The organism is Pseudomonas sp. TR47 (assembly GCF_044143025.1).
Classification (GTDB): domain Bacteria; phylum Pseudomonadota; class Gammaproteobacteria; order Pseudomonadales; family Pseudomonadaceae; genus Aquipseudomonas; species Aquipseudomonas putida_E.
Genome location: NZ_JBHFCS010000024.1, coordinates 23,787 through 49,959 on the forward strand (window position 1 = coordinate 23,787; position 26,173 = coordinate 49,959).

Here is a 26,173-nt window from a genome sequence, read left to right on the forward strand (position 1 = left end):
TCGATGTGGCCAAGCTCGCCGGCCTTGATCAACCTCGGAAATGGCTGGGCGCCACACCGCTCCAACGCTGGAAGGCATGCCGGAAGCTTGCCGTCTCACTGAACCCCAAGCGCTCGGCAATTCGGTAGATCGGCATCTGCCCCTCGGCCAGCAGCTGCTTGGCTCGCTCGAATCGCAGCTCATCGAGCAGCTGTTGATAACTGCTGCCCAGCGCCTGTAAGTGCCGGCGCAAGGTACGAGACGAGCAGTTCATCTGCCGCGCCAAGCCTTCCAGGCCGGGGGCAGCGTCCAGTTGCTGCAGCAGTAATTGGCGTATCCGCCCCAGCCAGGCCTGGCGCCCGGTGAATTCAAGGTTCAGGCGCCGGCAGCGCTCGCCCATGGCTTTGTGGGTGATCGGGTCGGCGAGGGGCAGTGGGGTGTCCAGCCAGCGCCGCTCGAAAGCAAAGGCGTTGTCCGGCGCGTCGAACCCGAGCGGGCACGGAAAAGCATCGGTATAGCGGGCGTGATAGTCGGGCCGAGCATGTTCGAAACGCGCGCCGAGCAGCGGCAGCGGGCGGCCCAGCAGGTCGTCACAGATGACTTTGAGCGACACCAGGCAGAACTCGGCATTGAAAGCGGTCAGCGCCGGGAGGTCGCGATATTCATCGGCGCTAAGCCAGATGCGCTGGCCATCGTCTATCAGGCGTAAGCGAAAGACTGTTCCCAGCAGTGCCGGATACTGCAAAGCAAGGCGCAAGGCGTCACCCAAAGTGGCACTGGAGAGCAGGGCGTAACCCAGCATGCCGTAGCACGACACATGCATGCGTCTGCCCAGCTCCAGACCGATGTCTTCACGCCGTGCCACGGCGTTGGCGCATACCTGCAGCTCTTGCTGGGTGGTGATGCGGGCATCGGCATGGCCAAGGTCTGCCGGGCCTATACCGCTGCCAGCCAGCAGCGCCGTTGCCTCGCACCCCTGTTCCTGAAACAGGTTGAGGATCAGCGAAACCGCGTTGAGGGTGGTCAGGTGGCTGTGCAGCATGCTCGGCATTTCCGTGGGGCGGGGAGGCATTACAGAGCAAGTTGTGTGCCGGGATCTCGCGGGCGAAAAAAAGGGCCCGGAGCGTGCGCTCGGGCCCTTGAAAGGTCGAGAGGTGTCTAGTCCCTCAAACCTGGTGAGACTGTTTGCAGCAGCCGGGTTACGCCTTCAGCGGAACCAGACGTGGAGCGATCATGTTTTCCGGGCGCAGGATGTCGTTGAGCATCACTTCGTCCAGCAGCTGTTCTTCGCGCACCAGTTCCAGCACACCACGGCCTGTTTCCAGGGCTACGCGGGCGATACGGGTGGCGTTTTCGTAGCCGATGTAGGGGTTCAGGGCGGTGACCAGGCCGATCGAGTGCTCGACCAGTTCACGGCAGCGCTGTTCGTTGGCAGTGATGCCGACGATGCAGTGCTCGCGCAGCATGTCCATGGCACGCTGGAGCAGGCGGATCGAGTCGAAGATCTTGTAGGCGATCAGCGGCTCCATCACGTTCAGCTGCAGCTGGCCACCTTCGGCGGCGACGGTCAGGGCCAGGTCGTTGCCCATGATGGCGAAGGCAACCTGGTTGACGGCTTCCGGGATGACCGGGTTGACCTTGCCTGGCATGATCGAGCTGCCTGGCTGGCGCGCTGGCAGGTTGATCTCGTTGATGCCGGTGCGTGGGCCGCTGGACAGCAGGCGCAGGTCGTTGCAGATCTTCGACAGCTTGACCGCAGTACGCTTGAGCATGCCGGAGAACAGCACGAAGGCGCCCATGTCGGAGGTGGCTTCGATCAGGTCGGCAGCCGGTACCAGCGGCTGGCCGCTGATGGTCGCCAGGCGCTGTACGGCCAGGGCCTGGTAGCCAGGGTCGGCGTTGATGCCGGTGCCGATGGCGGTACCGCCCAGGTTGATTTCGGTCAGCAGTTCCGGGGCCAGCGAGCGCAGGCGCTGCAGGTCTTCGGTCATGGTGGTGGCGAAGGCGCGGAATTCCTGGCCCAGGGTCATCGGCACGGCGTCCTGCAGCTGGGTGCGGCCCATCTTCAGTACGTGGTCGAACTCTTTACCTTTGGCAGCGAAGGCCTGGATCAGGCTGTCGAGGCTGGCCAGCAGCGCGTCGTGGCCCAGCAGCAGGCCCAGACGGATGGCGGTCGGGTAAGCGTCGTTGGTCGACTGCGCCATGTTCACGTCGTTGTTCGGGTGCAGGTACTGGTACTCACCCTTCTGGTGGCCCATGGCCTCCAGTGCGACGTTGGCGATGACTTCGTTGGCGTTCATGTTGGTGGAAGTACCAGCGCCACCTTGAATCATGTCCACAACGAACTGGTCGTGGAAGTCACCGCGGATCAGGCGGGCGCAGGCCTCGCTGATGGCGGCGTGCTTGGCATCGCTCAGGTGCCCCAGCTCGCGGTTGGCGTCGGCAGCGGCCTGCTTGACCATGGCAAGTGCCACGACCAGCTTCGGGTAGTGCGACAGCGGAACACCGGAGAGATGGAAGTTGTTGGCAGCGCGCAGAGTCTGGATGCCGTAGTAGGCATCGGCAGGGACTTCAAGGGTACCAAGCAGATCTTTTTCGACGCGGAACGATGCAGCGGAGGACATGATGGATATCATCTCGATTTTGACCCGGCACATGCCGGAATGGCGCCAATCCTAGGCCTTAAGGGGATTTTGCGGCCAATGCTGTTGCACGCTAACCTATGCACAAACGGCATAGTGTTTGATGTGACGCCAATTGACATTCGAGCGTGTTCCATTTTGGTGCATGCCGGGAGATTCGCTTAGTGAACTTAGAAAGCAAATGGCTGGAAGACTTCAGTGCGCTGGCCGCCACCCGTAGTTTTTCCCAGGCGGCGGAGCGCCGTTTCGTCACCCAGCCGGCGTTCAGCCGACGTATTCGTAGCCTGGAGGCGGCGCTTGGCCTGACGCTGGTGAATCGTTCCCGCACGCCCATCGAGCTGACGGCGGCTGGTCAACTTTTTCTGGTTACAGCGCGCACAGTTGTCGACCAGTTGAGCGAAGTTCTACGCCATTTGCATCATCTTGAAGGTGGCCAGGGCGAGGTGATCCAGGTGGCGGCGGCGCACTCGCTGGCATCAGGCTTTTTCCCTCGCTGGGTTGCACAACTGCGCAACGATGGTTTGAACATCGCCACTCGGCTGGTAGCCACCAACGTCGGTGATGCTGTGCATGCCTTGCGCGAAGGCGGCTGCGATTTGATGCTGGCTTTCTATGACCCGGATGCGGCGCTGCAGATGGACGCCGAAATTTTCCCGTCGCTGCACATGGGGACCACCGAAATGCTTCCCGTCTGCGCCGTGGGGGCCGATGGAAAGCCGATGTTCGACCTTGAGGGCGATGCCAGCGTGCCGTTGCTTGCTTACAGTGCTGGCGCCTTCCTTGGCCGCTCTGTGAGCCTGCTGCTGCGCCAGCGCAATTTGCGCTACACCACGGTGTATGAGACAGCCATGGCCGACAGTTTGAAGAGCATGGCGTTGGAAGGCATGGGCGTTGCCTGGGTGCCCCGGCTTTCAATGCGTGGCGAACTGGAGCGTGGCGAGTTGGCTATCTGCGGAGGGGCCCAGTGGCATGTGCCATTGGAAATCCGCTTGTATCGCTGTGCATTGGTGCGCAAGGCCAACGTGCGCCTGCTCTGGCGCAAGCTCGAGTCCGCTGGTGCTCAAGGTGAAGGCTCAGTGTGAGTTGTACTTGAGGTAGTCGGCGATGTTCGCCCGGTTCTTGTCGCTGTACCGGTAGCAGTTCGATCGGGCCGGAATTCGGGGGTGTGTGTAGGTTTCGCACACCCATCCGTTGAACTTCAGTTCGGCGTCTTCATGCGTGGCGGAAAGCAGATGGCCGATTTCATGGGCGGCGCTACTGTAAGCGGCCAATGAGGCGATGGCGGTGTTCTGTTTGAAGTACGCCAGGCCCGCATTGTAGTTAAGCCCGCTGTGGTCATAGCTGTTGCGCGTCATCAGCAGGTGCTTGTTCATGAACGAGAAGGGGTGGTTCGAGGTCAGTTCAAGCACTCCTTGGGTGAACGCCTCAAGAATCTGACTCGATGGCACGCCTTGATAATCAATATCGGTGATGCCGGGCACGTTGCGTCGCAAGATCAGTTCCGTGGGGTGGGAGGTGAAACTGCGCATCTCATCGAGCCAGTGCTGAAAGTAATCGTTGTGCAATTGCTCGTCGCTGATGCTGGCCAGTTCGTCGTGAAGGTAAACGGTCACAACCAGCGACTTGGCCGCTACGGCGCAAGGCAGCTGCAGGGACAGCAGGAGGCTGAAAAAGAACGCGAGGGTCTTGGGCATGGCGATTCTCCAAGGAGATTGAAATTGGCGGGCGCAATCGTCACCACCCGGGCTGCCTTTCGGCAGTCGGAAAAAGTTGTCCCACGAGACAGCTTGCCCTTTGATCCGACATGTGCTTGTAGGGGTGGGCGGGCCGACTTGAAATACGCTACAATCCCGCGCCTTCGGCCGACCCGGTCGATTCAGAATCCGTATGACAAGCCACGCCGGTCCACCTGCGTGGCTTGTTGCTTTTAGCGCGCCAGAAGGCGCTTGCAGGAGAGGCTCGACGATGAGTGCACTGGTTGGCGTGATCATGGGCTCCAAGTCCGATTGGTCCACCCTTAGCCACACCGCCGATATGCTGGAAAAACTCGGCATTCCCTACGAAGTGAAGGTGGTTTCCGCCCACCGCACCCCGGATCTGCTGTTCCAGTACGCTGAAGAAGCCGAAGGGCGCGGCATCGAGGTGATCATCGCCGGCGCTGGTGGCGCTGCGCACCTGCCTGGCATGTGCGCCGCCAAGACCCACCTGCCGGTGCTGGGTGTGCCGGTACAGTCGTCGATGTTGTCGGGTGTCGACTCGCTGCTGTCGATCGTGCAGATGCCTGCCGGCGTACCGGTTGCCACCCTGGCCATCGGCCGTGCCGGCGCGGTCAACGCCGCGCTGCTGTCGGCGAGCATCCTCGGTACCAAATACCCGCAGTATCACGCGGCGCTCAAGCAGTTCCGCACCGAGCAGACCGACACTGTGCTGGACAATCCAGACCCACGTCAGGCTTGAGGCTGAACCCATGAAGATCGGTGTTATCGGTGGCGGCCAGCTGGGCCGCATGCTGGCTCTGGCGGGCACCCCGCTGGGCATGAACTTCGCCTTCCTCGACCCGGCGCCGGACGCCTGCGCGGCGCCACTTGGCGAGCACCTGCGTGCCGACTACGGCGACCAGGACCACCTGCGCCAGCTGGCAGACGAAGTCGACCTGGTGACCTTCGAGTTCGAAAGCGTCCCGGCCGAGACTGTCGCCTTCCTCTCGCAGTTCGTCCCGGTGTACCCGAGCGCCGAAGCGCTGCGCATCGCCCGCGACCGCCTGTTCGAGAAGAGCATGTTCCGCGACCTGGGCATTCCAACCCCGGCCTTCGCCGACATCCTCTCGCAGGCCGATCTTGATGCGGCGGTGGCCAGCATCGGCCTGCCGGCCGTGCTCAAGACCCGGACCCTGGGTTACGACGGCAAGGGCCAGAAGGTTCTGCGCACCCCTGAAGATGTGGTGGGTACCTTTGCCGAGCTGGGCAGCGTGCCGTGCCTGCTGGAAGGCTTCGTGCCGTTCACCGGCGAAGTGTCCCTGGTGGCCGTGCGAGCACGCGATGGCGAAACCCGCTTCTACCCGTTGGTGCACAACACCCACGAGAGCGGCATCCTGCGCCTGTCCGTGGCAAGCCAGGCGCACCCTCTGCAGGGCCTGGCCGAAGATTATGTCGGCCGTGTGCTCAAGCAGCTGGACTATGTGGGTGTGATGGCCTTCGAGTTCTTTGAAGTCGACGGTGGCCTCAAGGCCAACGAGATCGCGCCGCGTGTGCACAACTCCGGGCACTGGACCATCGAAGGCGCCGAGTGCAGCCAGTTCGAAAACCACCTGCGCGCCGTTGCCGGCCTGCCGCTGGGTTCGACTGCCAAGGTTGGCGAGAGCGCCATGCTCAACTTCATCGGTGAAGTGCCGGCAGTGGACAAGGTCATCGCCATCGATGACTGCCACCTGCATCACTATGGCAAGGCCTTCAAGGCCGGGCGCAAGGTAGGCCACGCCACCTTGCGTTGCCAGGACATGGCCACCCTCGAGCGCAAGATTGCCGAAGTAGAGGCCCTGATCAGCAACTGATCGGGCATCTGATCGGGCATCTGATCGAACTTCTGCAAGCGGTTCGCCCTCTGAAATGGCAACAAGCTAAAGCGCTGTCTAGGCTTTGGCTTGCTCCATCTTCACTGCAGAGGGATTGCCATGGGTATCATTGGAACTATCTTCATCGGCCTCATCGTTGGTCTGCTGGCGCGCTTCATCAAGCCCGGCGACGACAGCATGGGCTGGATCATGACCATCCTGCTGGGTATTGCCGGCTCCTTGATCGCCACGTATGGCGGCCAGGCGCTGGGTATTTACCAGGCCGGGCAGGCAGCGGGCTTCTTCGGCGCGCTGGTGGGTGCCATCGTCCTTCTGGTGATCTACGGATTCATCAAGAAACGCTGAATACTGGTTAGAATGCCCGGCAATTCATCCGAGTTGCCGAGCATCTTCATGCGTGCGTTATTCCTCATCCCCATGCTCCTGGCCAGCTCCCTGGCCCATGCCGAACTGCCTGAAACCGACTGGCTCGAGCTGATGCCCAAGTCGGACCAGAAAGCCCTCGAGCAAATGCCCGAGATCGACCACAACTCGCCGGAGGCGATGGGTACCTTCACCGACAAGGGCGGCTTGAAGCAAAGCAAGGGCCTGCCGGCGGTGATGTACTCGACCAAGACCGTGGCCGCCATGAACGGCAAGGAAATTCGTCTCGGTGGTTACCCCGTGCCGCTTGAAAGCGATGCCAAGGGCAACAGCACGCTGTTCTTCCTGGTGCCGTACCCGGGCGCCTGCATCCATGTACCGCCGCCGCCGCCCAACCAGCTGGTGCTGGTGCGCTATCCGAAGGGCTTGAAGATCGATGACATCTACACGCCGTTGTGGGTCAGCGGGACGTTGAAGGTGGAAAAGGTCAGCAACGACCTGGCCGATGCGGCGTATGCGCTGGAAGCCGGGAAGGTAAGGGTAGTGGAGGACGCTGACCTGTGAAGGGGCTGCTCCTGCAGGTATGCGCGATCTCTGAGCGGCCTTGTGTCGCGAAAGGACCGCACAGCGGTCCCAGGCAGTTGAATCAAAGCGCTACGCTGCCAATTGCCACTTGCAGAGAGTGAACCGCCCCAGGCTTCAACTCCACCACATCGTCCCAGACATTCGCCGTCTCGATGCACAGCATCCGCTGCCAGCCATCATCGGCCATGTCAGGCAAATCCCGGGCTCTGTCGGTCCACGGGTTCCAGATCACCGCTGAACGTGAACCGCTGCTGGTCAGGGTAATGCGCCGGTTCCAGTGCGGGTCGACAATGCTCAGTTGCGCAGGCGTATTCAGGTAGATGCGATCGGTCTCACCGGTGAACGTCAGCGCACCCTGCTGCTGGCGCTGTTCCCAGTCAGCCAGGGTCTCGATGTAGCCCAGCCCGTCGACACCCTCGACGCGCGCCTGACGCACATCGCTGACGGCAAAGTAGCTGTGCAGGGCCTGGCTGATGGTGACAGGGGTATTGCCCCTGTTACGGCTGGTGAGGGTCAGTTCAAGCGTATCCCCCATGACGATCAGCAGCTTCAGCTCCACATCATGCGGCCACTCCGGCAGATCGCCCTGGGCCTTTGGCAGTTCGAATTCGATGCGCAGCGCGCCGGCTGCCTCTTCGATGCCCAACAGTTGCCAATCACATGTGCGGGCCAACCCATGGGCGGGAGCCTGCGTGCCACGGTACATGCCCTGAACGGATTCGGGGTTGCGCTGCAGGTTGCCGAACCACGGCCAGCACACCGGCACACCTGCGCGCACCGACTTACCCTGACGGAACATGGCCTGGTCACTCAGCCACAGCAGCGGCGGCTCGCCAATGTGCTGGTAGCTGAGGATCTGTGCACCCTGCTGGGCGATCAGTAGTTCGGCACGGTCGCTGGTGATACGCCAGCAGTTGAGTTCGCCGTGTTGCTCGGTTACAACCTGGAAGGTAGCCATTGCGCTCGTCTCATTGATTGCCTGTGGGCCTTGGACCCGGTGCCTTGCAATGAGTTTACCGCTCGTATGGCTTAGCGACGAGGCACCGAGCGGGTGCGGCCGCTGCCATCGATGGCGACGAAGACGAACACTGCTTCAGTCACCTTGCGCCATTCGCTGGACAGCGGGTCGTCGCTCCACACTTCGACCATCATCTGGATCGAGCTGCGGCCGATTTCCAGCGTCTGGGTATAGAACGACAGTTGTGCGCCCACGGCCACAGGCACCAGGAAGGCCATGCGGTCAATGGCCACTGTTGCCACCCGGCCGCCCGCGACGCGGCTCGCCATGGCAGTGCCTGCCAGGTCCATCTGGGCGACCAGCCAGCCGCCAAAGATGTCGCCAAAACCGTTGGTTTCGCGGGGCAACGCAGTGATTTGCAGGGCCAGGTCGCCTTGCGGGATAGGATCTTCTTGTTCGAGCTCAATCATGCGGTGGGGCCTCTGACCCGTGACGCTTTCGTTGGTGTGGCGCAAAGGCCGAGTAAACGATTCAGCTTGAAACATACTACGCCGATTTCGTTTCGCTGGACGGCCGTAGGGAAATTCTGCGAAACCGCCTGACTTAAAAGACCGGCGTTTTCGCACAACATCCCACCGTGGCGGCAACGTTTTCCTACGAACGGGCAGTATATATAGCCAAACGCTCAGCGACGACCGTGCAGTCATGAATATCTGTATGGATTTTGTATCGCTTTCAGCACGCCCCGGCAATTTGCTATCTTCGCCTGTCACCGCCAGAAGCCGCGTGCCAAGCGGCCTGCATGCCCTACAAGAGAAGAACAAGCAATGACCTCCGTGCCGAGCAGTATCGAGCAGCCCTCGCGGCCGCTGACCCGCAGTGACTACAAGACCCTCTCACTGTCCGCGCTAGGCGGAGCCCTTGAGTTCTACGACTTCATCATTTTCGTGTTTTTCGCCACGGTGGTCGGCAAGCTGTTCTTCCCGGCCGACATGCCCGAGTGGCTGCGTCTGATGCAGACCTTCGGCATTTTCGCCGCCGGCTACCTGGCCCGGCCGCTGGGCGGCATCATCATGGCCCATTTCGGCGACCTGCTCGGGCGCAAGAAAATGTTCACCCTGAGCATCTTCATGATGGCCCTGCCAACGCTGATCATGGGTTTGCTGCCGACCTATGCACAGATCGGCCTGTGGGCACCGATACTGTTGCTGCTGATGCGCGTGATCCAGGGGGCGGCGATCGGGGGCGAAGTACCTGGCGCCTGGGTGTTCGTGTCCGAGCATGTGCCAGCGCGTAACACCGGCTATGCCTGCGGCACCCTGACCGCCGGTCTGACCGCTGGCATCCTGCTTGGCTCGCTGGTAGCGACGCTGATCAACACGGCCTACAGCGTTGAAGAAGTCGCCGACTACGCCTGGCGTATCCCGTTCCTGCTTGGCGGTGTGTTCGGCCTGTTCTCGGTGTACCTGCGCCGCTGGCTGCACGAAACGCCGGTATTCGCCGAGATGCAGCAGCGCAAGGCGCTTGCCGAAGAGCTGCCGCTGCGGGCCGTGCTGCGTGATCACCGCGGGCCGATCATCCTGTCGATGCTGCTGACCTGGATGCTTTCTGCCGGCATCGTAGTGGTCATCCTGATGACACCGGCGTTGTTGCAGAGCATCTACCACATCAGCCCCACCGACTCGCTCAAGGCCAACAGCCTGGCGATCGTGCTGCTTAGCCTTGGCTGCATCGGCTCCGGCAGCCTGGCCGACCGCTTTGGTGCCGGCCGCGTCTTCGTGATCGGCAGCCTGTTGCTGCTGGTGACGTCCTGGACCTTCTACCACAGCCTGCCGACCCACCCGCAACTGCTGTTCCCGCTGTATGCCATCACCGGCCTGTGCGTAGGCGTGATCGGCGCGGTGCCCTATGTGATGGTCAAGGCGTTCCCGGCGGCGGTGCGCTTCAGCGGCCTGTCGTTCTCCTACAACGTGGCCTACGCCATTTTCGGCGGCTTGACGCCGATGGTGGTGACCGCGCTGCTCAAGGTCAGCCCGATGGCGCCTGCTTATTACGTAGCGGGCCTGTGCGCCGTCGGTCTGGTTGTCGGGCTGTATTTGCTGTCGAAAAAACGCTGATATCGCTCTAGCCCCTGCCCCTGCAACATTTTGAAAGGCCATCCTGGGTATCCAGTGATGGCCTTTCATCCAATTGTCATATTGGAGTCATATCGTATTCATGCGGCCTGCAGATACTTGGGCCCGATCCATCCAACATCCCAATATTCCTGCTAGGAGCAAGGCATGAAACTGAAGCGTTTGATGGCGGCCCTCACCTTTGCCGCCGCTGGCGTTGCAACCGCCAACGCGGTAGCCGCCGTCGACCCTGCGATCCCGACCTACACCAAGACTACCGGTGTTTCGGGCAACCTCTCCAGCGTCGGTTCCGACACCCTCGCGAACCTCATGACTCTGTGGGCCGAGGCCTACAAGAAGGAATATCCGAACGTCAACATCCAGATCCAGGCTGCTGGCTCCTCCACCGCGCCACCCGCGCTGACCGAAGGCACCGCCAACCTTGGCCCGATGAGCCGCAAGATGAAGGACGTCGAGCTGCAGGCCTTCGAGCAGAAGTATGGCTACAAGCCGACCGCCATCCCGGTCGCCGTCGACGCCCTGGCCGTGTTCGTACACAAGGACAACCCGATCAAGGGCCTGACCATGGCTCAGGTCGACGCGATCTTCTCTTCCACTCGCCTGTGCGGCGCCAAGGCCGACGTCAAGACCTGGGGCGACCTGGGCGTGACCGGCGACCTGGCCAACAAGCCAGTTCAGCTGTTCGGCCGTAACTCGGTATCGGGTACCTACGGTTACTTCAAGGAAGAAGCCCTGTGCAAAGGCGACTTCAAGCCTAACGTCAACGAACAGCCCGGCTCGGCGTCGGTCGTGCAGTCGATCAGCTCCTCGTTGAACGGCATCGGCTACTCGGGCATCGGCTACAAGACTGCCAGCGTCAAGACCGTAGGTCTGGCCAAGAAGGAAGGCGGCGAGTTCATCGAAGACAACGAAGCCAATGCCCTGAACGGTACCTACCCGCTGTCGCGCTTCCTGTACGTCTACGTCAACAAGGCCCCGAACAAGCCTCTGGCCCCGCTGGAAGCCGAGTTCGTCAAGCTGGTGCTGTCGCAGGCTGGCCAGCAGGTCGTGGTGAAGGACGGCTACATTCCGCTGCCGGCCAAGGTGGTCGACAAGACCCTGGCTGACCTGGGCCTGTCCCACGCCGGTAACGTTGCAAAGAAGTAAGTAACTGAGGAAAAGGCTGGCACTGAAGCCGGCCTTTTCCACGAATTCTCGGTCCGAAGCCAGGGCTCCTGAGCGGCGGGCTTTTTTGCGTCAACGCACTGTCATGTTTTTGTCATACGGGACCGCTAGGGTGTGCGCATGAATGATCTGGCCAACTCCACCATGACCCAAAAATCCCCTCCCGAGCGGATTGATTTCAATACGCCCGAGTTGCAACGCAAGCGCCGCATGCGCGCGCTCAAGGACCGCCTGACCCGCTGGTATGTACTGGTGGGCGGGCTTGCCGTGCTGGCAGCCATCACGCTGATCTTCTTCTATCTGGCCTATGTGGTGCTGCCGCTGTTCCAGGGCGCCGAGCTGACCAGCAAGAAGGCCTTGGAGCCGACCTGGCTGCAGCAGGATGCCGGCAAGCCGCTGATGATCGCGCTCGAAGAGCAGAACCTGGTCGGCATGCGCGTCTCGGACAAGGGGCAGGCACTGTTCTTCGATACCAAGACTGGTAACGAGCTCAACCGCGTCGACCTGCCGCTGCCGGCAGGCACCCAGGTCAGCTCGATCAGCACCGACCAGCCGGGCAGCCCGCTGGTAGTGCTGGGCTTGTCCAATGGTCAGGCGCTGGTGTTCCACCACACCTACAAGATCACCTACCCGGACAACAAAAAGACCATCACCCCAGGCATCGACTACCCGTACGGCCAGGAGCCGTTCGTGTTGGATGAGCAGGGCCGCGCGCTGGAGCACGTCAGCGTCAACGTAAACGGCGATACCCTGATGCTGGCCGGTTCCACCGGCGCGCACCTGCAGGTGGTCGAGCTGACGCGCACCGAAAACCTGATGACCGAAGAGGTCACCACCGAGCAGAACCGCATCGAGCTGCCGCAAATGACCGAGGCGGTGAAGAACATCTTCATCGACCCGCGCCAGCAGTGGCTGTATGTGATCAACGGCCGAGCCACCGCGGATGTCTTCAGCCTGCGCGACAAGAGCCTCAATGGCCGCTACAAGCTGTCCGAGAGCGCTGACACCGAGATCACCGCCACCGCGCAACTGGTCGGCGGCATCTCGCTGATCATCGGTGACTCCAAAGGTGGCCTGGCCCAATGGTTCATGGCCCGTGACCCGGATGGCGAATCGCGTTTCAAGCAGATCCGTACCTTCCAGATGGGCAAGGCGCCGATCGTTCAGATCGACGCCGAAGAGCGCCGCAAGGGCTTCATCGCCCTGGACGCCGAAGGCAAGCTGGGCGTCTTCCACAGCACCGCGCACCGCACCCTGCTGGTCGAGCCTGCTGCCGAAGGCCCGGGTATCCTGGCCCTGTCGCCGCGTGCCAACCGTATCTTCATCGAAGAGGGCGGCAAGCTGCTGCCACTGAACCTGAAGAACCCGCACCCGGAAATTTCCTTCAGCGCACTGTGGGGCAAGGTCTGGTACGAGAACTACGACGAGCCCAAGTACGTCTGGCAGTCGACGGCTTCGAACACCGACTTCGAGCCTAAGCTGAGCCTGTCGCCCCTGACCTTCGGTACCCTCAAGGCCGCCTTCTACGCGATGATCCTGGCGGCTCCGCTGGCCATTGCCGCAGCTATCTACACCGCTTACTTCATGGCCCCGGGCATGCGCCGCAAGGTCAAGCCGGTGATCGAACTGATGGAAGCGATGCCGACGGTGATCCTCGGCTTCTTCGCTGGCCTGTTCCTCGCGCCGTATCTGGAAGGGCACCTGCCGGGTGTGTTCAGCCTGTTCCTGCTGATGCCGTTCGGCATCCTGCTGGCGGGCTTCACCTGGAGCCGCCTGCCTGAGTCGATTCGCCTGCGCGTTCCGGATGGTTGGGAAGCCGCCATCCTGATCCCGGTGATCCTGTTCACCGGCTGGTTCGCCCTGACCATGAGCCCGTACCTGGAAACCTGGTTCTTCGGCGGCGACATGCGCCTGTGGATCACCAATGACCTGGGTATCACCTACGACCAGCGCAACGCCCTGGTAGTGGGTATCGCCATGGGCTTTGCGGTCATCCCGAACATCTACTCGATCGCCGAAGACGCCGTGTTCAGCGTGCCGCGCAGCCTGACCCTGGGCTCCCTGGCCCTGGGTGCGACGCCGTGGCAGACCTTGACTCGCGTGGTCATCCTCACTGCCAGCCCGGGTATCTTCTCGGCGCTGATGATCGGCATGGGCCGAGCGGTGGGCGAGACCATGATCGTGCTCATGGCCACCGGCAACACCCCGGTGATGGAGATGAACCTGTTCGAAGGCATGCGTACCTTGGCCGCCAACGTGGCGGTGGAGATGCCCGAATCCGAAGTCGGCGGCAGCCATTACCGTGTGCTGTTCCTCGCCGCTCTCGTGCTGCTGATGTTCACCTTCATCATGAACACCTTGGCCGAGCTGATTCGCCAGCGTCTGCGCAAGAAATACTCGTCGCTTTGATAGAAAGGTAGAGATCCGTGAAAAAGGATTCCCTCAAAGGCTGGTTCAAGAGCGGCGCCCCTGGCGTCTGGATCAGCGGTGGCGCGGTCGCCATGGCGGTCATCATGACCGTCGGCCTGCTGGCCGTGATCGCTGTACGCGGCTTGGGCCACTTCTGGCCCGCCGACCTGGTCCAGGCCACCTACAAGGTGCCGGGCCAGGGTGACCACGTCATCGTCGGTGAAGTGGTTCAGAAAGAAGAAGTGCCCCGCGTCCGCCTCAAGGGTGCCGGCCTGCCGGTGCCGGACGAAGGCCCGGAGTTCATGACCCGTGAGCTGATCAAGGTGGGTAACCGTGACCTCAACGGCAGTGACTTCACCTGGGTGGTCGGTGAATGGTTGGTCGACGAGCAGCGCCCGGTCGACCTGATCGCCCTGGAGCGCCGCGAATGGGGCAACTTCTACGGCTACCTGGTGAGCGTCAAGGAACAAGGCCGCGTGGTCGCCGAGGGCGCTGGCGCCTGGGACGAGCTGCAGGCACGCCTGAAACGCGCCAACCAGCTCAACAGCGAGCTGCAGCAGCTTGAGAAAAAAGACATCGGTGCCATCAACCATGGCCTTGAGCGCCTGCGTCTGCAAGGCCGCAAGCTGGAACTGGAAGGCAAGCTGGACGCTACGGCCCAGGCCGACATGGATGCCGAACGTGCCGAGTTGAACAGCCGCTACAAGGCCATCGAAGACCGCCTCAGCAGCCTGCATCAGGCCTTCTCCCGCGACAGCCTGGTCGCTCGCGACGGCAACGGCCGCGAAGTGGAGATCAACCTGAGCAAGGTCGTGCACGCCATCCAGCCTAACGCCATGTCCGGCTTTACCAAGATGGGCACCTACTTCGCCAAGGTCTGGGAGTTCCTCAGCGACGATCCTCGTGAAGCCAACACCGAAGGCGGTATCTTCCCGGCTATTTTCGGTACCGTGATGATGACCCTGATCATGGCCGTGATCGTCACCCCGTTCGGCGTGCTGGCGGCGGTCTACTTGCGCGAATACGCCAAGCAAGGCCCGGTGACGCGCCTGATCCGCATCGCCGTGAACAACCTGGCGGGCGTTCCGGCCATCGTCTACGGCGTGTTCGGCCTGGGCTTCTTCGTCTATGTGCTGGGTGGTTCGATCGACCGTCTGTTCTTCCCCGAGTCGCTGCCGGCACCGACCCTGGGCACGCCAGGCCTGCTGTGGGCATCGCTGACCCTGGCGCTGCTGGCTGTGCCGGTGGTGATCGTGGCCACCGAGGAAGGCCTGGCGCGTATTCCACGCACCGTGCGTGAAGGCTCGCTGGCGCTTGGCGCGACCAAGGCCGAGACCCTGTGGAAAATCGTGCTGCCAATGGCCAGCCCGGCGATGATGACCGGCATGATCCTCGCCGTGGCCCGTGCCGCTGGTGAAGTGGCGCCGCTGATGTTGGTCGGCGTGGTCAAGCTGGCGCCGTCGTTGCCGCTGGACGGTAACTACCCGTACCTGCACCTGGACCAGAAGATCATGCACCTGGGCTTCCACATCTACGATGTCGGCTTCCAGAGCCCCAACGTCGAGGCCGCGCGGCCGTTGGTATACGCCACTGCGCTGCTGCTGGTGATGGTAATCGCCACCCTTAACCTCTCGGCGGTGTGGATCCGTAACCACCTGCGCGAGAAGTACAAGGCCCTCGACCACTGATTGATGCTTTAAGCCACAAGCGGCAAGCTCCAAGAAGAGTGCCGCTTTGCCCTAACTTGCAGCTTGCAGCTCAAAGCTTGCAGCTACAAACGGAGTGAGACCATGCAGCAAGAATCCCACACCCACGGCATCGACATGGCTGCCCTGGGCCGCGACAAGCAGAGCCTGCGCCTGGCCGAAGAGACCGTGGCCATCGAAGTACCCGGCCTGAGCCTGTATTACGGTGACAAGCAGGCGTTGTTCGATGTCAGCATGAACATCCCCAAGCAACGCGTGACGGCTTTCATCGGCCCGTCCGGCTGCGGCAAGTCGACCCTGCTGCGCACCTTCAACCGCATGAACGACCTGGTTGACGGTTGCCGTGTCGAAGGCGCCATCAACCTGTACGGCAACAACATCTACCGCAAGGGCGAGGACGTGGCCGAGTTGCGCCGCCGCGTGGGCATGGTGTTCCAGAAGCCAAACCCGTTCCCCAAGACCATCTACGAGAACGTGGTGTATGGCCTGCGTATCCAGGGCATCAACAAGAAGCGCGTGCTGGACGAAGCGGTCGAGTGGGCACTGAAGGGCGCGGCCCTGTGGGAGGAGGTCAAGGACCGCCTGCATGACTCGGCGCTGGGCCTGTCCGGCGGCCAGCAGCAGCGTCTGGTGATCGCCCGTACCATCGCCGTCGAGCCTGAAGTGCTGCTGCTCGACGAGCCTTGCTCGGCACTGGACCCGATCTCGACGCTGAAGGTCGAAGAGCTGATCTACGAACTGAAATCCAAGTACACCATCGTTATCGTGACCCACAACATGCAACAGGCGGCCCGTGTTTCGGACTACACCGCGTTCATGTACATGGGCAAACTGGTCGAATTCGGTGATACCGACACCCTGTTCACCAACCCGGCGAAGAAGCAGACCGAAGACTACATCACCGGTCGCTACGGCTAACGGCGCTGTTGGGCGCGTCTGCGGGCTTTGAGCTTCAAGCTTCAAGCTTCAAGAAAAAGCAGCCAGCGCGGAGCCAGGAAACGACACGAACTACTTGAGGCTTGCAGCTTGCAGCTTCGCGGAGCTAAACGATGATCAACAAAGAAAGCCTGACGCACCACATTTCCCAGCAGTTCAACGCCGAACTCGAAGAGGTGCGCAGCCACCTCCTGGCCATGGGCGGGCTGGTCGAGAAACAGGTCAATGACGCGGTCACCGCGCTGATCGAGGCCGACTCGGGCCTGGCCCAGCAGGTGCGTGAAGTCGACGAGCAGATCAACCAGATGGAGCGCAACATCGACGAGGAGTGCGTGCGCATCCTCGCCCGTCGCCAGCCGGCGGCCTCCGACCTGCGCCTGATCATCAGCATTTCCAAGTCGGTGATCGACCTGGAGCGTATTGGTGACGAATCGACCAAGATCGCCCGCCGCGCCATCCAGTTGTGCGAAGAAGGCGAGTCGCCGCGCGGCTACGTCGAGGTGCGCCACATTGGCGACCAGGTGCGCAACATGGTGCGCGACGCACTGGATGCCTTCGCCCGCTTCGATGCCGACCTGGCTCTGTCGGTTGCCCAGTACGACAAGACCATCGACCGCGAGTACAAGACCGCCCTGCGTGAACTGGTGACCTACATGATGGAAGACCCGCGCTCGATCTCGCGGGTGCTGAGCGTCATCTGGGCCCTGCGTTCGCTGGAGCGTATCGGCGACCACGCGCGTAACATCTCGGAACTGGTGATCTACCTGGTGCGCGGTACCGATGTACGCCACATGGGCCTCAAGCGCATGAAAGCCGAAGTTCAGGGCACGGCTGGCGATGAGGCCGAAATTGCTAATGTTCCGGCTGAACCGGACGATAAATAAGATTGCTCCCGAGCATCGACGCCCGGCCTTCGCCGGGCGTTTTCGTTTGCGCTTGAGCAGTCAGCAGGCACCCGCGAACGATGCAAAGAAGTCCCGGCGTGATCCAGGTGTTGGCAAATGGCCACCAATCGGCGGTAGGCTAGTCGGGATTCAAGAGGAGTATCGATGAGTAAAGTCAATGTGCTGGTCGTGGATGACGCCCCGTTCATCCGTGATCTGGTGAGGAAGTGCCTGCGTAATGCCTTCCCGGGCATGGTCATCGAAGATGCGGTCAACGGCCGCAAGGCCATGGCCATGCTGGGCAAGGAAACCTTCGACCTTGTGCTGTGCGACTGGGAAATGCCCGAGATGTCCGGCCTTGAGCTGCTGACCTGGTGCCGCCAGCAGCCAGAAATGAAGAGCCTGCAGTTCATCATGGTGACCAGCCGCGGCGACAAGGAAAACGTCATCCAGGCCATTCAGGCGGGCGTCTCCGATTTTGTCGGCAAGCCGTTCACCAACGAGCAGTTGCTGACCAAGGTGAAGAAAGCCCTGACCAAGATCGGCAAGCTTGAAAGCTTGGTCGCCGGTGGCCAGGCGCGGGTGAATTCGGCGTTCGCCAACGATTCGTTGAGCGCGCTGACCGGGGGCAAACCTGAAGCGGTCAAGGCCGCGCCTGCTGCGGCTGCGCCGGCCAAGCCGTTGATCAACGCACCGAAACCGCAGACGGCCGCCGCAGCCGCTGCGCAGACCGGGCGTGGACAAGGCCAGCTGCGCCTTTCCAGTGGTACTCAGCCTTGTGTGATCAAGGCGCTGAGCCTTAAGGAGGCGTTGCTGGTGGTACGTCGCAGTGCAGTGCTGCCACAGGTGCTCGAAGGCGCTGTACTGGACCTTGAGCAGGGCGAGAGCGCTGAAGTTGCCCGCCTGAACGGTTACCTGCATGCCATTGCGGCATTGGAGCCGAAACCTGAAAGCGACTGGCTGCAACTGACCTTCAAATTCGTCGACCAGGATGCACAGAAGCTCGACTACCTGTCGCGGCTGATTGCCCGCGGCACCACGCAGAAGCACTTCACCCCCGGCGCCTAGTTTCGTCGTACTCCGATCCTGTAGGGGCGGGCTTGCGTCCGCGAAAGCGCTGTACAGCGTCCCCCGTTTTGCAGCGCGGCAAGCATGGCTGGGGCTGCGCTGCAGCCCTTTCGCGACGCAAGGCCGCTCCTACAGGGCTGCGGCGGTCTTCCGACCAACTGTCATACCGCTCCCGGATCCCACTGCTAGGCTTCGACAGAACATCACTGTCAAAAAGCCACTATCATGCCCGCCGCCGCCCGCCTGCTGCTGTTCTGTGCCTCGCTCACGGCCTCGGCGTCGAGCCTGGGCATGACCATTTACAAGACCACTGACAATTTCGGGGTGGCTTCCTATTCCGAGCGCCCCAGCCCAGGGGCAAAGGCTCTGGAGCTGGGCGAGCCGATGTTCGAGCAGGTTGAGGGCCAGGTACGCCTGCAAACCGAGCCGTTTCCTGGCGGCGTGCGCTTCCTGGTGCGTAATGAGCTGTACGTGCCCATGCAGGTTGAACTGCGCGTCGATCAGTTGGCCAATGCCTTCGGCGGCAACGGCCCGCGGATCGTGCGGGCCGTAGTCGGGCCACGCTCGACCAAGGTGCTCAGCTCGGTGCTGGCGGCACCCGGCGGGCCGCTCCGTTATGCCAGCAAATTTCAGTACGCCATGGGTGACCCCGGTCAGCGCTCGCAGGCTTATCGTTATCCTTTCCCATGGAAAGGCGGCCCTTTCCGCCTGACTCAAGGGCCCAACGGCCGCTTCAGCCATTACGGTCCCAAGGGCCGTCATGCCATGGACATCGCCATGCCGGAGGGCACCCCGATCATTGCGGCGAGGGGTGGGATGGTGGTGAAGATCGAGAACAGCCAGAGCGGACGAGGTACCAACCCCTCGGGCAATTTCGTGCGCATCCTTCACCCGGACGGCACGATGGGAGTGTATCTGCACCTGATGCGCGGTTCAGTGGTAGTGGCCGAGGGGCAGCAGGTGGCGTTGGGGCAGGCGTTGGCCAAGTCGGGCAATACCGGCAACAGCACTGGCCCCCACCTGCATTTCGTGGTGCAGCGCAACGTCGGCTTGGCGCTGGAGTCGATCCCCTTCCAGTTCGACCGGCCGATTGGCGGTTTGCCGAACTTTACTGCGGGTAATCCCTGAAATTGCTTGCCTGGCTGTGATTTATAAGCTACATAAATGCTTATGAAGAGTATCAAACAAACGACCACCTTCAGAAACTGGGAGCAGAAGCTCCGAGACAAACAGGCAAGGGCGATCATCGCTGCACGTGTATTTCGTTTAGCGCATGGTTTAGCTGGTGATGTCCAGCCGGTGGGCCAAGGCGTTAGTGAACTGCGCATCCACCACGGCCCCGGTTACCGAGTGTATTTCCAGCAGCGTGGAAATCAGCTTGTCCTGTTGTTGTGTGGTGGAGACAAGAGCAGCCAGGCGCGAGATATCGAGACAGCTAAAGGCTTGGCCAGTCAGTGGAGGGACGACGAGTGAAAGAGCAATTCTATGACTATGACCCAGCCGAAGCGTTGACGGACGCTGAGTCCATTGCCGTCTTCATGGAAGACGCTTTTGAAACGGGTGATGCTGCCTACATCGCACAGGCCCTTGGCGTAGTAGCTCGGGCTAAAGGAATGTCTGCCATTGCGAATGAGGCAGGTGTATCCCGAGAGCACCTTTACCGGTCCTTCTCGGAAAAGGGTAACCCTACGCTTAAAACTATGCTGGCCGTGATGAGGGCCGTTGGTTTGGACCTGACGTCTCGCAAGCACGTGAAATCTGCACACTGAACACAAGCATCCACGGGGCCGCAAAGCGGCCCCGCCAGCTCAGCCGAGCTTGAGCACCTTGGCCAGCACGATCTTGGGCCCTTTCATCTTCTTGATGATGATGCGCAGGCCTTCGACTTCCAGCACTTCCTCTTCCTCAGGCACGCGCTTTAGCGTTTCGTAGATAAGCCCGGCCAGGGTTTCCGCTTCGATGTGGTCAAGGTCGATGCCCAGCAAGCGCTCCACCTTGAACAGCGGCGTGTCGCCACGCACCAGCAGCTTGCCTGGCTGGTAGGCCAGGATGCCGCGCTCGGTCTTGCGGTGTTCGTCCTGAATGTCGCCCACCAGCACTTCCAGCACGTCTTCCATGGTCAGGTAGCCGATCACCTTGCCATCGGCTTCCTCGACCAGCACGAAGTGCGCGCCACCCTTGCGGAACTGCTCCAGCAACTGAGACAACGGCATGTGCCGCGATACACGCTCCAGCGGGCGGGCCAAGTCTTCCAGGTCGACGGTTTCAGGCAGGTGCTCGAGCTCGGCCAGTTCCAGCAGCAGATCCTTGATGTGCAAAAGCCCGGTGAACTCCTCACGCTCGGCGTCGTACAGCGGATAGCGGCTGAACTTGTGGCGGCGCACCAGGGCCAGGATTTCCTTGAGTGGCGCATGGGCGTCGATGCTGACCATGTCTTCGCGCGAGTTGGCCCAGTCGACCACTTCCAGCTCGCCCATCTCCACGGCCGAGGCCAGCACACGCATGCCCTGGTCGCTCGGGTCCTGGCCACGGCTGGAGTGCAGGATCAGCTTGAGCTCTTCACGGCTGTAATGGTGCTCGTGGTGCGGGCCAGGCTCGCCCTGGCCGGCAAAGCGCAGGATGGTGTTGGCACTGGCGTTGAGCAGGTAGATGGCCGGGTACATCAGCCAGTAGAACAGGTAAAGCGGCACCGCGGTCCACAGCGACAGCAGTTCGGGCTTGCGGATCGCCCAGGATTTGGGCGCCAGTTCACCGACCACGATGTGCAGGTACGAGATGACGAAGAACGCGACGAAGAACGAGACACCCTTGATCAACTCTGGCGTGTCCACGCCCAGGTATGCCAGCAGCGGTTCGAGCAGGTGGGCGAATGCCGGCTCACCGACCCAGCCAAGGCCCAGGGAGGCAAGGGTGATACCCAGCTGGCAGGCCGACAGGTAGGCGTCGAGCTGGTTGTGTACCTTGCGCAGGATGCTGCCGCGCCAGCCGTGCTGCTCGGCAATGGATTCGACACGCGTGGAGCGCAGCTTGACCATGGCGAACTCGGCGGCTACGAAAAAGCCGTTGAGCAGCACCAGGAACAGGGCAAAGAGAATCATGCCGAAATCGGCGAATAACGAGGTGAGGCTGATACCAGGGGAAGGGTCCATGATGGATTTTTTACGGGGTCCGTCTTTGGGGAAGGTAGAAAAAAAGTGCCAGCTTTTGCTGGCACAGGGGGGTCAATGTAGCGGCTGGGGCGGCAAAAGCAAAGTGGCCCTTGGAATCAAGCGTCACCGTTAGCCAGTTGTGCGGGGGCAAAGTGACAGGTGAAGGTACTGCCATGGCCCGGTACGCTGCTGATCTCAAGGCGCCCGCGATGGCGCATGAGCACATGCTTGACGATCGCCAGCCCCAGGCCGGTGCCTCCTGTGTTGGACGCGCGGCTGGAGTCGACGCGGTAGAAACGTTCGGTCAGGCGCGGCAGGTGCTTGGCGTCGATACCGACCCCCGAGTCCTGCACTGACAGGTGGGCGCCCTGGTCGTCGGCCCACCAGCGGATACGGATGTTGCCTTCGTCCTGGGTGTACTTCACCGCGTTGAACACCAGGTTGGAGAAAGCGCTGCGCAACTCCGACTCGCTGCCTTTGAGGCGAAGGCCCGGGGCTGCCTCCAGGGTAATGCGCTGGTTGCGCGGCCCGGACAGCGCCTGGGCGTCGCTCATGATCGCACCGAGCAGGGTGTCGACCGCCACCGGCTGGTTGTCCGACGGGTAATCGGTGGCCTCCAGCTTGGCCAGCAGCAGCAGGTCGTTGAGCAGGGCCTGCATGCGCGAGCCTTGCTGGCTCATCTGCTGCAACGCCCGGTTCCAGCGCGGGTTCACGTCTTCGACGTTATCCAGCAGGGTTTCCAGGTAGCCGGCTATCACCGTCAGCGGTGTACGCAACTCGTGCGAGACGTTGGCCACGAAGTCCTTGCGCATCTGTTCGAGCTGATGGATGCGAGTAACGTCGCGCACCAGCATCAGGTGTTCGTTGTTGCCGTAGCGGGTGAGGTGCAGCTGCACGCGCATGCGGTCATTGATGGGGGAAGGAATTTCCAGCGGTTCGGCAAAGTTCTGCGACTCGAAGTATTCCTTGAAGCGTGGGTGGCGTACCAGGTTTGTGACCGGCTGGCCGCCATCTTGCGGAGTCTTGAAGCCCAGCAGGGTTTCTGCGGCGCGGTTCCACCATTCCAGGTTGCCGTCGCTGTCGAGCATGATCACCGCGTCGCGCAGTGCTGCCGTGGACTCCTGTACCCGGTCGATCACTGCCTGCAGACGGCCGCGTACGCGCTGGTCGCGGCGTTGCAGGTGGTAGATGCTGTCGAACACCTCGCCCCACAGGCCATAGCCGTCGGGCGGTGCTTCGTCGGGCTGATGGTTGCGCAACCAGTCATGCAGGCGCAGCAACTGTTTGAGGGTCCAGCCCAGGTACAGGCCCAGGCCGATGGCCAGGCTCCAGCCGTAAAAACCGCTGACCAGGCCGCCTACCAGGCAGACAGTGATCAGCAGGAGCAGGTGGCGAATCAGGGTTGCGTGCCAGTTCTGGTTCAATTGACAGATCCTTCGGATCCAGCCGCAAGCTGCAAGCTACAAGCTGCAAGAAGAAGCGGATCGGTGATGCTGATAGTCCTTTTTCCAGCCTGGATGCTGCTGGCTTTTCCTTGCAGCTTGAGGCTGGAAGCTCGCAGCTAGCTTTTGGTCGAGAAGCGGTAGCCAGTGCCCCGAACGGTTTGTACCAGATTTTCGTAGGCTTCACCCAGTGCCTTGCGCAGGCGGCGGATGTGCACATCGACGGTGCGTTCCTCGACATAGACGTTGCCGCCCCAGACCTGGTCGAGCAACTGGCCCCGGGTGTAGGCGCGCTCCTGGTGGGTCATGAAGAACTGCAGCAGGCGGTATTCGGTGGGGCCCATTTCGGCCGGCTTGCCGTCGATGGTCACGCGGTGGCTGATCGGGTCGAGCAGCAGGCCGCCGACTTCGATAGGGGCTTCGCTGTCGCTCGGGCCGGCGCGGCGCAGCACGGCCTTCAGGCGCGCCACCAGCTCGCGAGGCGAGAAGGGTTTGGTGATGTAGTCGTCGGCGCCGACTTCCAGGCCCTGGATCTTGTTGTCCTCTTCGCCTTTGGCGGTGAGCATGATGATCGGGATATCGCCGGTGAGTTCATCGCGCTTGAGGCGGCGTGCCAACTCGATGCCGGAAGTGCCCGGCAGCATCCAGTCGAGCAGGATCAGGTCCGGTTTACGGTCGACGATGATTGCGTGGGCCTGTTGGGAGTTCTCGGCTTCCAGGCAGTCATAGCCGGCCATTTCCAATGCAACGGCGATCATCTCGCGAATGGGCGCTTCGTCGTCGACGATCAGAATGTTTCTGCCAACCATGCTTTAAACCTCTCCTGGAATATCGGGTCTGGCCCGCATTAGATAACGGAATTATTGCAGCTGTGTGACAGGGTGTTGGCCATTCTGGCGACATTGCATGACTGGGCTAGGCTTTGAGGGGCCGCTGCGGCGGCTGTTCGAACTCATTCCACCCCCGAATTCACGGTGATTCCAATGACACGACACACGCTGAGCTGGATGGCCCTTTGCGCTGCACTGGCACTGCCCGGGGTAGCGTCGGCCCACCATGCCATGGAGAAGGACGGCATGTGGGTCGATCACGCGGGCATGACGCTGTACACCTTCGACAAGGATGCTGGCGGCAAGTCGATGTGCAATGGCGAGTGCGCCACCAACTGGCCGCCGCTGCTGGTCAAGGCCGATGACGAGCCTGCCAAGGACAAGTGGTCGGTGGTGATGCGCGACGATGGCAAGAAGCAGTGGGCATATGACGGCAAGCCCCTGTATACCTTCGTGAAGGACAAGAAGGCTGGGGACATGACCGGTGATGGTTTGAAAGACGTCTGGCACGTCGCCAAGCCTTGAGATGGCTGGGGCCGCTTTGCGGCCCAATCGCCGGCAAGCCGGCTTCCACAGGGTGGCTTGCCGGGGTTGTGTTCAGCGCAGGGCGTAATCGAGCACCACACCCATGAACACCAGCAGCCCCGCCCAGTGGTTGTGCAGAAACGCCTTGAAGCACGACTCCCTGTCCAGTTTGCGTGTCGACCAGTACTCCCAGGCAAAGCACAGTGCGGCACCCAGCAGCCCAAGGTGGAACCAGCCACCCAGCTCGAAGCGGCTTCCCGCCAGCAACAGGCAGCCCAGCGACAGCATCTGCAGGGTCAGGATGATCACCCGGTCGGACTCGCCGAACAGGATCGCGGTCGATTTCACCCCGATCTTAAGGTCATCGTCCCGGTCGACCATGGCGTAGTAGGTATCGTAGCCCACCGTCCACAGCAGGTTGGCGATGTACAGCAGCCAGGCGCTGGCCGGCAGTTCGCCGCCGGCGGCCGTGAAGGCCATGGGGATGCCCCACGAATACGCAGCCCCCAGCACCACCTGCGGGTAGTAGGTGTAGCGCTTCATGAACGGGTAACAAGACGCCAAAGCCACCGCGCCGAATGACAGCCACACAGTCTGGCTGTTGGTGCACAGCACCAACAGGAAGCTCACCGCCACCAGGGCCGCGAACAGCGCCAGCGCCTCGCGCGGCTTGACCCGGCCACTGGCCAGCGGGCGGTCGGCGGTGCGTTTGACGTGGCCATCGACCTTGCGGTCGGCGAAGTCATTGATGCAGCAGCCAGCGGCACGCATCAGCACCACGCCCAGGCCAAAGATCAGCACGTTGGCCAAGGTTGGTGAACCAAGGCCTGCAATCCACACCGCCGTCAGGGTCGGCCACAGCAGCAGGTAGATGCCGATCGGCCGGTCCATGCGGCTGAGCTGGATGAAGTCCCAGGCGCGCGGGTGCACGCGGTTGAGCGACTTGAGCAGTTGCAGGTACATCAGCGGTTTTCCTCCTTGGCGGCTTGCCACAGTGCCGGCAGGAATACTTCGGCCACCAGCAGGTCGAGGCCATCGCGCTCGAAGCGCGAGCGCCGCCCCCACAACCCTGCGTGCGCCGCCTCGACAGGTAACCACTGCTGTGGATAAGTGCACACTTCGATGGGGTGGCGGATGAACGCCTGGTCGCAGAACAACAACTCGCCCAGCGAACGGCTGCCCAAGGTCTCCAGGTGCAAACCGCCGCGCTCCAGGGCGCTACGGCTGGCCACGCTGCGGGCGAAGACCCAGGGCTGACCATGGCCGCGCAGGTACACCTCGCGCACCCAGCCTTCAGCGCCTGGCGCGATACCCAGCGCGAGGCATTCGTCATCGCGCAGCGCCTGCCAGCCCTCGAACAGTGGCGTCACGCTGAAATGATCGTTGGACAGTCGGGTCAGGCGGCGGGTCAGGGAACCTTCGTCGAACAGCCAGTCGAGGGCAGGCTGGTCGGTATCGACCGCCAGTTGTGGATACGCCAGCCACGCGACAGCGGCTGCTTGCGGGGATTCGTACGACACGTCGGTATGCTTGATTACAGCCAGAGAGGCGGCGAGCTTAGCATGATTGCCCCAACTGCTTGCATAATGCCCGCGTAAGGGCCCTGAGCCCGAATGACAAAGCCTGAGCCTGTACCGAGGAACGACAAATCATGAAGAAGTGGCAGTGTATTGTCTGCGGCCTGATCTACGACGAGGCCCAAGGATGGCCGGATGACGGCATCGCGCCGGGTACCCGCTGGGAGGATGTGCCGCAAGATTGGCTGTGCCCCGATTGCGGCGTCGGCAAAAGCGACTTTGAAATGATCGCCATCGGCTGATCGCCATG

The 26,173-nt window shown here is 61.9% G+C and carries 27 protein-coding genes; 17 read left to right on the plus strand and 10 right to left on the minus strand.

Annotated elements, in window-relative coordinates:
- Positions 1 to 28: 28 nt before the first annotated feature.
- Positions 29 to 1,021 carry an AraC family transcriptional regulator gene (locus ACEWE8_RS21410; RefSeq protein ID WP_046786834.1) on the minus strand — a complete coding sequence of 331 codons (993 nt, stop codon included), beginning with the start codon at positions 1,019 to 1,021 and terminating at the stop codon, positions 29 to 31.
- A 157-nt stretch (positions 1,022 to 1,178) separates the two neighbouring features.
- Positions 1,179 to 2,603 (minus strand): aspartate ammonia-lyase, encoded by a 1,425-nt coding sequence (aspA, locus tag ACEWE8_RS21415; protein WP_042111854.1) that lies wholly within the window; start codon positions 2,601 to 2,603, stop codon positions 1,179 to 1,181.
- Between the two features lie 182 nt (positions 2,604 to 2,785).
- On the opposite strand from aspA, the gene ACEWE8_RS21420 reads away from it, so the two are divergent.
- On the plus strand, positions 2,786 to 3,703 hold the full coding sequence (locus ACEWE8_RS21420; RefSeq protein WP_046786835.1) for a LysR substrate-binding domain-containing protein: 918 nt from the start codon (positions 2,786 to 2,788) through the stop codon (positions 3,701 to 3,703).
- Here ACEWE8_RS21420 and ACEWE8_RS21425 read toward each other — a convergent pair.
- A complete protein-coding gene (locus ACEWE8_RS21425; protein WP_046786836.1) occupies positions 3,695 to 4,315 on the minus strand; it encodes a hypothetical protein in 621 nt (206 codons plus the stop codon). The two genes, ACEWE8_RS21420 and ACEWE8_RS21425, sit on opposite strands and share 9 nt — an antisense overlap.
- A gap of 271 nt (positions 4,316 to 4,586) precedes the next feature.
- Here ACEWE8_RS21425 and purE point away from each other — a divergent pair, with 271 nt between their 5' ends.
- The 4 genes from purE to ACEWE8_RS21445 all read left to right on the plus strand — a co-directional run bounded on the left by purE (position 4,587) and on the right by ACEWE8_RS21445 (position 7,119).
- A complete protein-coding gene (gene purE / locus ACEWE8_RS21430; protein ID WP_046786837.1) occupies positions 4,587 to 5,078 on the plus strand; it encodes a 5-(carboxyamino)imidazole ribonucleotide mutase in 492 nt (163 codons plus the stop codon).
- Positions 5,079 to 5,088: 10 nt separating this feature from the next.
- Positions 5,089 to 6,171, plus strand: coding sequence for a 5-(carboxyamino)imidazole ribonucleotide synthase (locus tag ACEWE8_RS21435; RefSeq protein ID WP_046786838.1), 1,083 nt, complete (start codon positions 5,089 to 5,091; stop codon positions 6,169 to 6,171).
- A 120-nt stretch (positions 6,172 to 6,291) separates the two neighbouring features.
- The gene (locus tag ACEWE8_RS21440; RefSeq protein ID WP_046786839.1) at positions 6,292 to 6,537 is read left to right on the plus strand and encodes a GlsB/YeaQ/YmgE family stress response membrane protein; all 246 of its coding nucleotides are present in this window, start codon (positions 6,292 to 6,294) and stop codon (positions 6,535 to 6,537) included.
- Positions 6,538 to 6,585: 48 nt separating this feature from the next.
- A complete protein-coding gene (locus tag ACEWE8_RS21445) occupies positions 6,586 to 7,119 on the plus strand; it encodes a DUF3299 domain-containing protein (RefSeq protein WP_371316821.1) in 534 nt (177 codons plus the stop codon).
- Positions 7,120 to 7,201: 82 nt separating this feature from the next.
- On the opposite strand, the gene ACEWE8_RS21450 is transcribed toward ACEWE8_RS21445, so the two are convergent.
- Together ACEWE8_RS21450 and ACEWE8_RS21455 are read right to left on the minus strand one after the other, a co-directional pair.
- Complete coding sequence (locus ACEWE8_RS21450; protein WP_046786841.1) at positions 7,202 to 8,098, minus strand: D-hexose-6-phosphate mutarotase; 897 nt, start codon at positions 8,096 to 8,098, stop codon at positions 7,202 to 7,204.
- 71 nt (positions 8,099 to 8,169) lie between these two features.
- On the minus strand, positions 8,170 to 8,568 hold the full coding sequence (locus ACEWE8_RS21455; RefSeq protein ID WP_003253317.1) for an acyl-CoA thioesterase: 399 nt from the start codon (positions 8,566 to 8,568) through the stop codon (positions 8,170 to 8,172).
- Between the two features lie 357 nt (positions 8,569 to 8,925).
- Between ACEWE8_RS21455 and ACEWE8_RS21460 the strand changes: the two genes are divergently transcribed.
- The 10 genes from ACEWE8_RS21460 to ACEWE8_RS21505 all read left to right on the plus strand — a co-directional run bounded on the left by ACEWE8_RS21460 (position 8,926) and on the right by ACEWE8_RS21505 (position 20,169).
- Positions 8,926 to 10,215 carry an MFS transporter gene (locus ACEWE8_RS21460; protein WP_046786842.1) on the plus strand — a complete coding sequence of 430 codons (1,290 nt, stop codon included), beginning with the start codon at positions 8,926 to 8,928 and terminating at the stop codon, positions 10,213 to 10,215.
- Positions 10,216 to 10,380: 165 nt separating this feature from the next.
- A complete protein-coding gene (locus tag ACEWE8_RS21465) occupies positions 10,381 to 11,379 on the plus strand; it encodes a phosphate ABC transporter substrate-binding protein PstS (RefSeq protein WP_012312096.1) in 999 nt (332 codons plus the stop codon).
- 138 nt (positions 11,380 to 11,517) lie between these two features.
- Positions 11,518 to 13,806 carry an ABC transporter permease subunit gene (locus ACEWE8_RS21470; RefSeq protein WP_046786843.1) on the plus strand — a complete coding sequence of 763 codons (2,289 nt, stop codon included), beginning with the start codon at positions 11,518 to 11,520 and terminating at the stop codon, positions 13,804 to 13,806.
- A gap of 17 nt (positions 13,807 to 13,823) precedes the next feature.
- Complete coding sequence (gene pstA / locus ACEWE8_RS21475) at positions 13,824 to 15,494, plus strand: phosphate ABC transporter permease PstA (protein WP_046786844.1); 1,671 nt, start codon at positions 13,824 to 13,826, stop codon at positions 15,492 to 15,494.
- Positions 15,495 to 15,596: 102 nt separating this feature from the next.
- On the plus strand, positions 15,597 to 16,430 hold the full coding sequence (gene pstB / locus ACEWE8_RS21480; protein WP_012312099.1) for a phosphate ABC transporter ATP-binding protein PstB: 834 nt from the start codon (positions 15,597 to 15,599) through the stop codon (positions 16,428 to 16,430).
- Between the two features lie 131 nt (positions 16,431 to 16,561).
- Positions 16,562 to 17,332 carry a phosphate signaling complex protein PhoU gene (phoU, locus tag ACEWE8_RS21485; RefSeq protein WP_012312100.1) on the plus strand — a complete coding sequence of 257 codons (771 nt, stop codon included), beginning with the start codon at positions 16,562 to 16,564 and terminating at the stop codon, positions 17,330 to 17,332.
- 165 nt (positions 17,333 to 17,497) lie between these two features.
- Entirely contained in the window at positions 17,498 to 18,400 is a 903-nt protein-coding gene (locus tag ACEWE8_RS21490; protein ID WP_046786845.1) for a response regulator, read from the plus strand.
- Between the two features lie 225 nt (positions 18,401 to 18,625).
- Positions 18,626 to 19,528, plus strand: a complete 903-nt coding sequence (locus ACEWE8_RS21495) for a peptidoglycan DD-metalloendopeptidase family protein (RefSeq protein WP_046786846.1) — start codon at positions 18,626 to 18,628, stop codon at positions 19,526 to 19,528.
- Positions 19,529 to 19,570: 42 nt separating this feature from the next.
- Positions 19,571 to 19,873, plus strand: coding sequence for a type II toxin-antitoxin system RelE/ParE family toxin (locus ACEWE8_RS21500; RefSeq protein WP_046787063.1), 303 nt, complete (start codon positions 19,571 to 19,573; stop codon positions 19,871 to 19,873).
- Positions 19,870 to 20,169, plus strand: coding sequence for an addiction module antidote protein (locus tag ACEWE8_RS21505; protein WP_046786847.1), 300 nt, complete (start codon positions 19,870 to 19,872; stop codon positions 20,167 to 20,169). The genes ACEWE8_RS21500 and ACEWE8_RS21505 overlap by 4 nt, the downstream gene beginning before the upstream one ends.
- Before the next feature lie 39 nt (positions 20,170 to 20,208).
- Here the strand turns inward: ACEWE8_RS21505 and ACEWE8_RS21510 are convergent, their stop codons facing one another.
- The 3 genes from ACEWE8_RS21510 to phoB all read right to left on the minus strand — a co-directional run bounded on the left by ACEWE8_RS21510 (position 20,209) and on the right by phoB (position 23,800).
- Positions 20,209 to 21,549, minus strand: a complete 1,341-nt coding sequence (locus tag ACEWE8_RS21510) for a hemolysin family protein (RefSeq protein WP_046786848.1) — start codon at positions 21,547 to 21,549, stop codon at positions 20,209 to 20,211.
- A gap of 116 nt (positions 21,550 to 21,665) precedes the next feature.
- Positions 21,666 to 22,973 carry a phosphate regulon sensor histidine kinase PhoR gene (gene phoR, locus ACEWE8_RS21515; protein WP_046786849.1) on the minus strand — a complete coding sequence of 436 codons (1,308 nt, stop codon included), beginning with the start codon at positions 22,971 to 22,973 and terminating at the stop codon, positions 21,666 to 21,668.
- 137 nt (positions 22,974 to 23,110) lie between these two features.
- Positions 23,111 to 23,800 (minus strand): phosphate regulon transcriptional regulator PhoB, encoded by a 690-nt coding sequence (phoB, locus tag ACEWE8_RS21520; RefSeq protein ID WP_012312105.1) that lies wholly within the window; start codon positions 23,798 to 23,800, stop codon positions 23,111 to 23,113.
- 174 nt (positions 23,801 to 23,974) lie between these two features.
- Between phoB and ACEWE8_RS21525 the strand changes: the two genes are divergently transcribed.
- Positions 23,975 to 24,346, plus strand: coding sequence for a hypothetical protein (locus ACEWE8_RS21525; protein WP_039604143.1), 372 nt, complete (start codon positions 23,975 to 23,977; stop codon positions 24,344 to 24,346).
- Between the two features lie 72 nt (positions 24,347 to 24,418).
- Here ACEWE8_RS21525 and ubiA read toward each other — a convergent pair whose 3' ends face one another.
- A complete protein-coding gene (ubiA, locus tag ACEWE8_RS21530) occupies positions 24,419 to 25,309 on the minus strand; it encodes a 4-hydroxybenzoate octaprenyltransferase (protein WP_046786850.1) in 891 nt (296 codons plus the stop codon).
- Positions 25,309 to 25,866 carry a chorismate lyase gene (locus tag ACEWE8_RS21535; protein WP_046786851.1) on the minus strand — a complete coding sequence of 186 codons (558 nt, stop codon included), beginning with the start codon at positions 25,864 to 25,866 and terminating at the stop codon, positions 25,309 to 25,311. The genes ubiA and ACEWE8_RS21535 overlap by 1 nt, the downstream gene beginning before the upstream one ends.
- 131 nt (positions 25,867 to 25,997) lie before the next feature.
- Here ACEWE8_RS21535 and ACEWE8_RS21540 point away from each other — a divergent pair, with 131 nt between their 5' ends.
- Positions 25,998 to 26,165 (plus strand): rubredoxin, encoded by a 168-nt coding sequence (locus ACEWE8_RS21540; protein WP_012312109.1) that lies wholly within the window; start codon positions 25,998 to 26,000, stop codon positions 26,163 to 26,165.
- Positions 26,166 to 26,173: the final 8 nt, after the last annotated feature.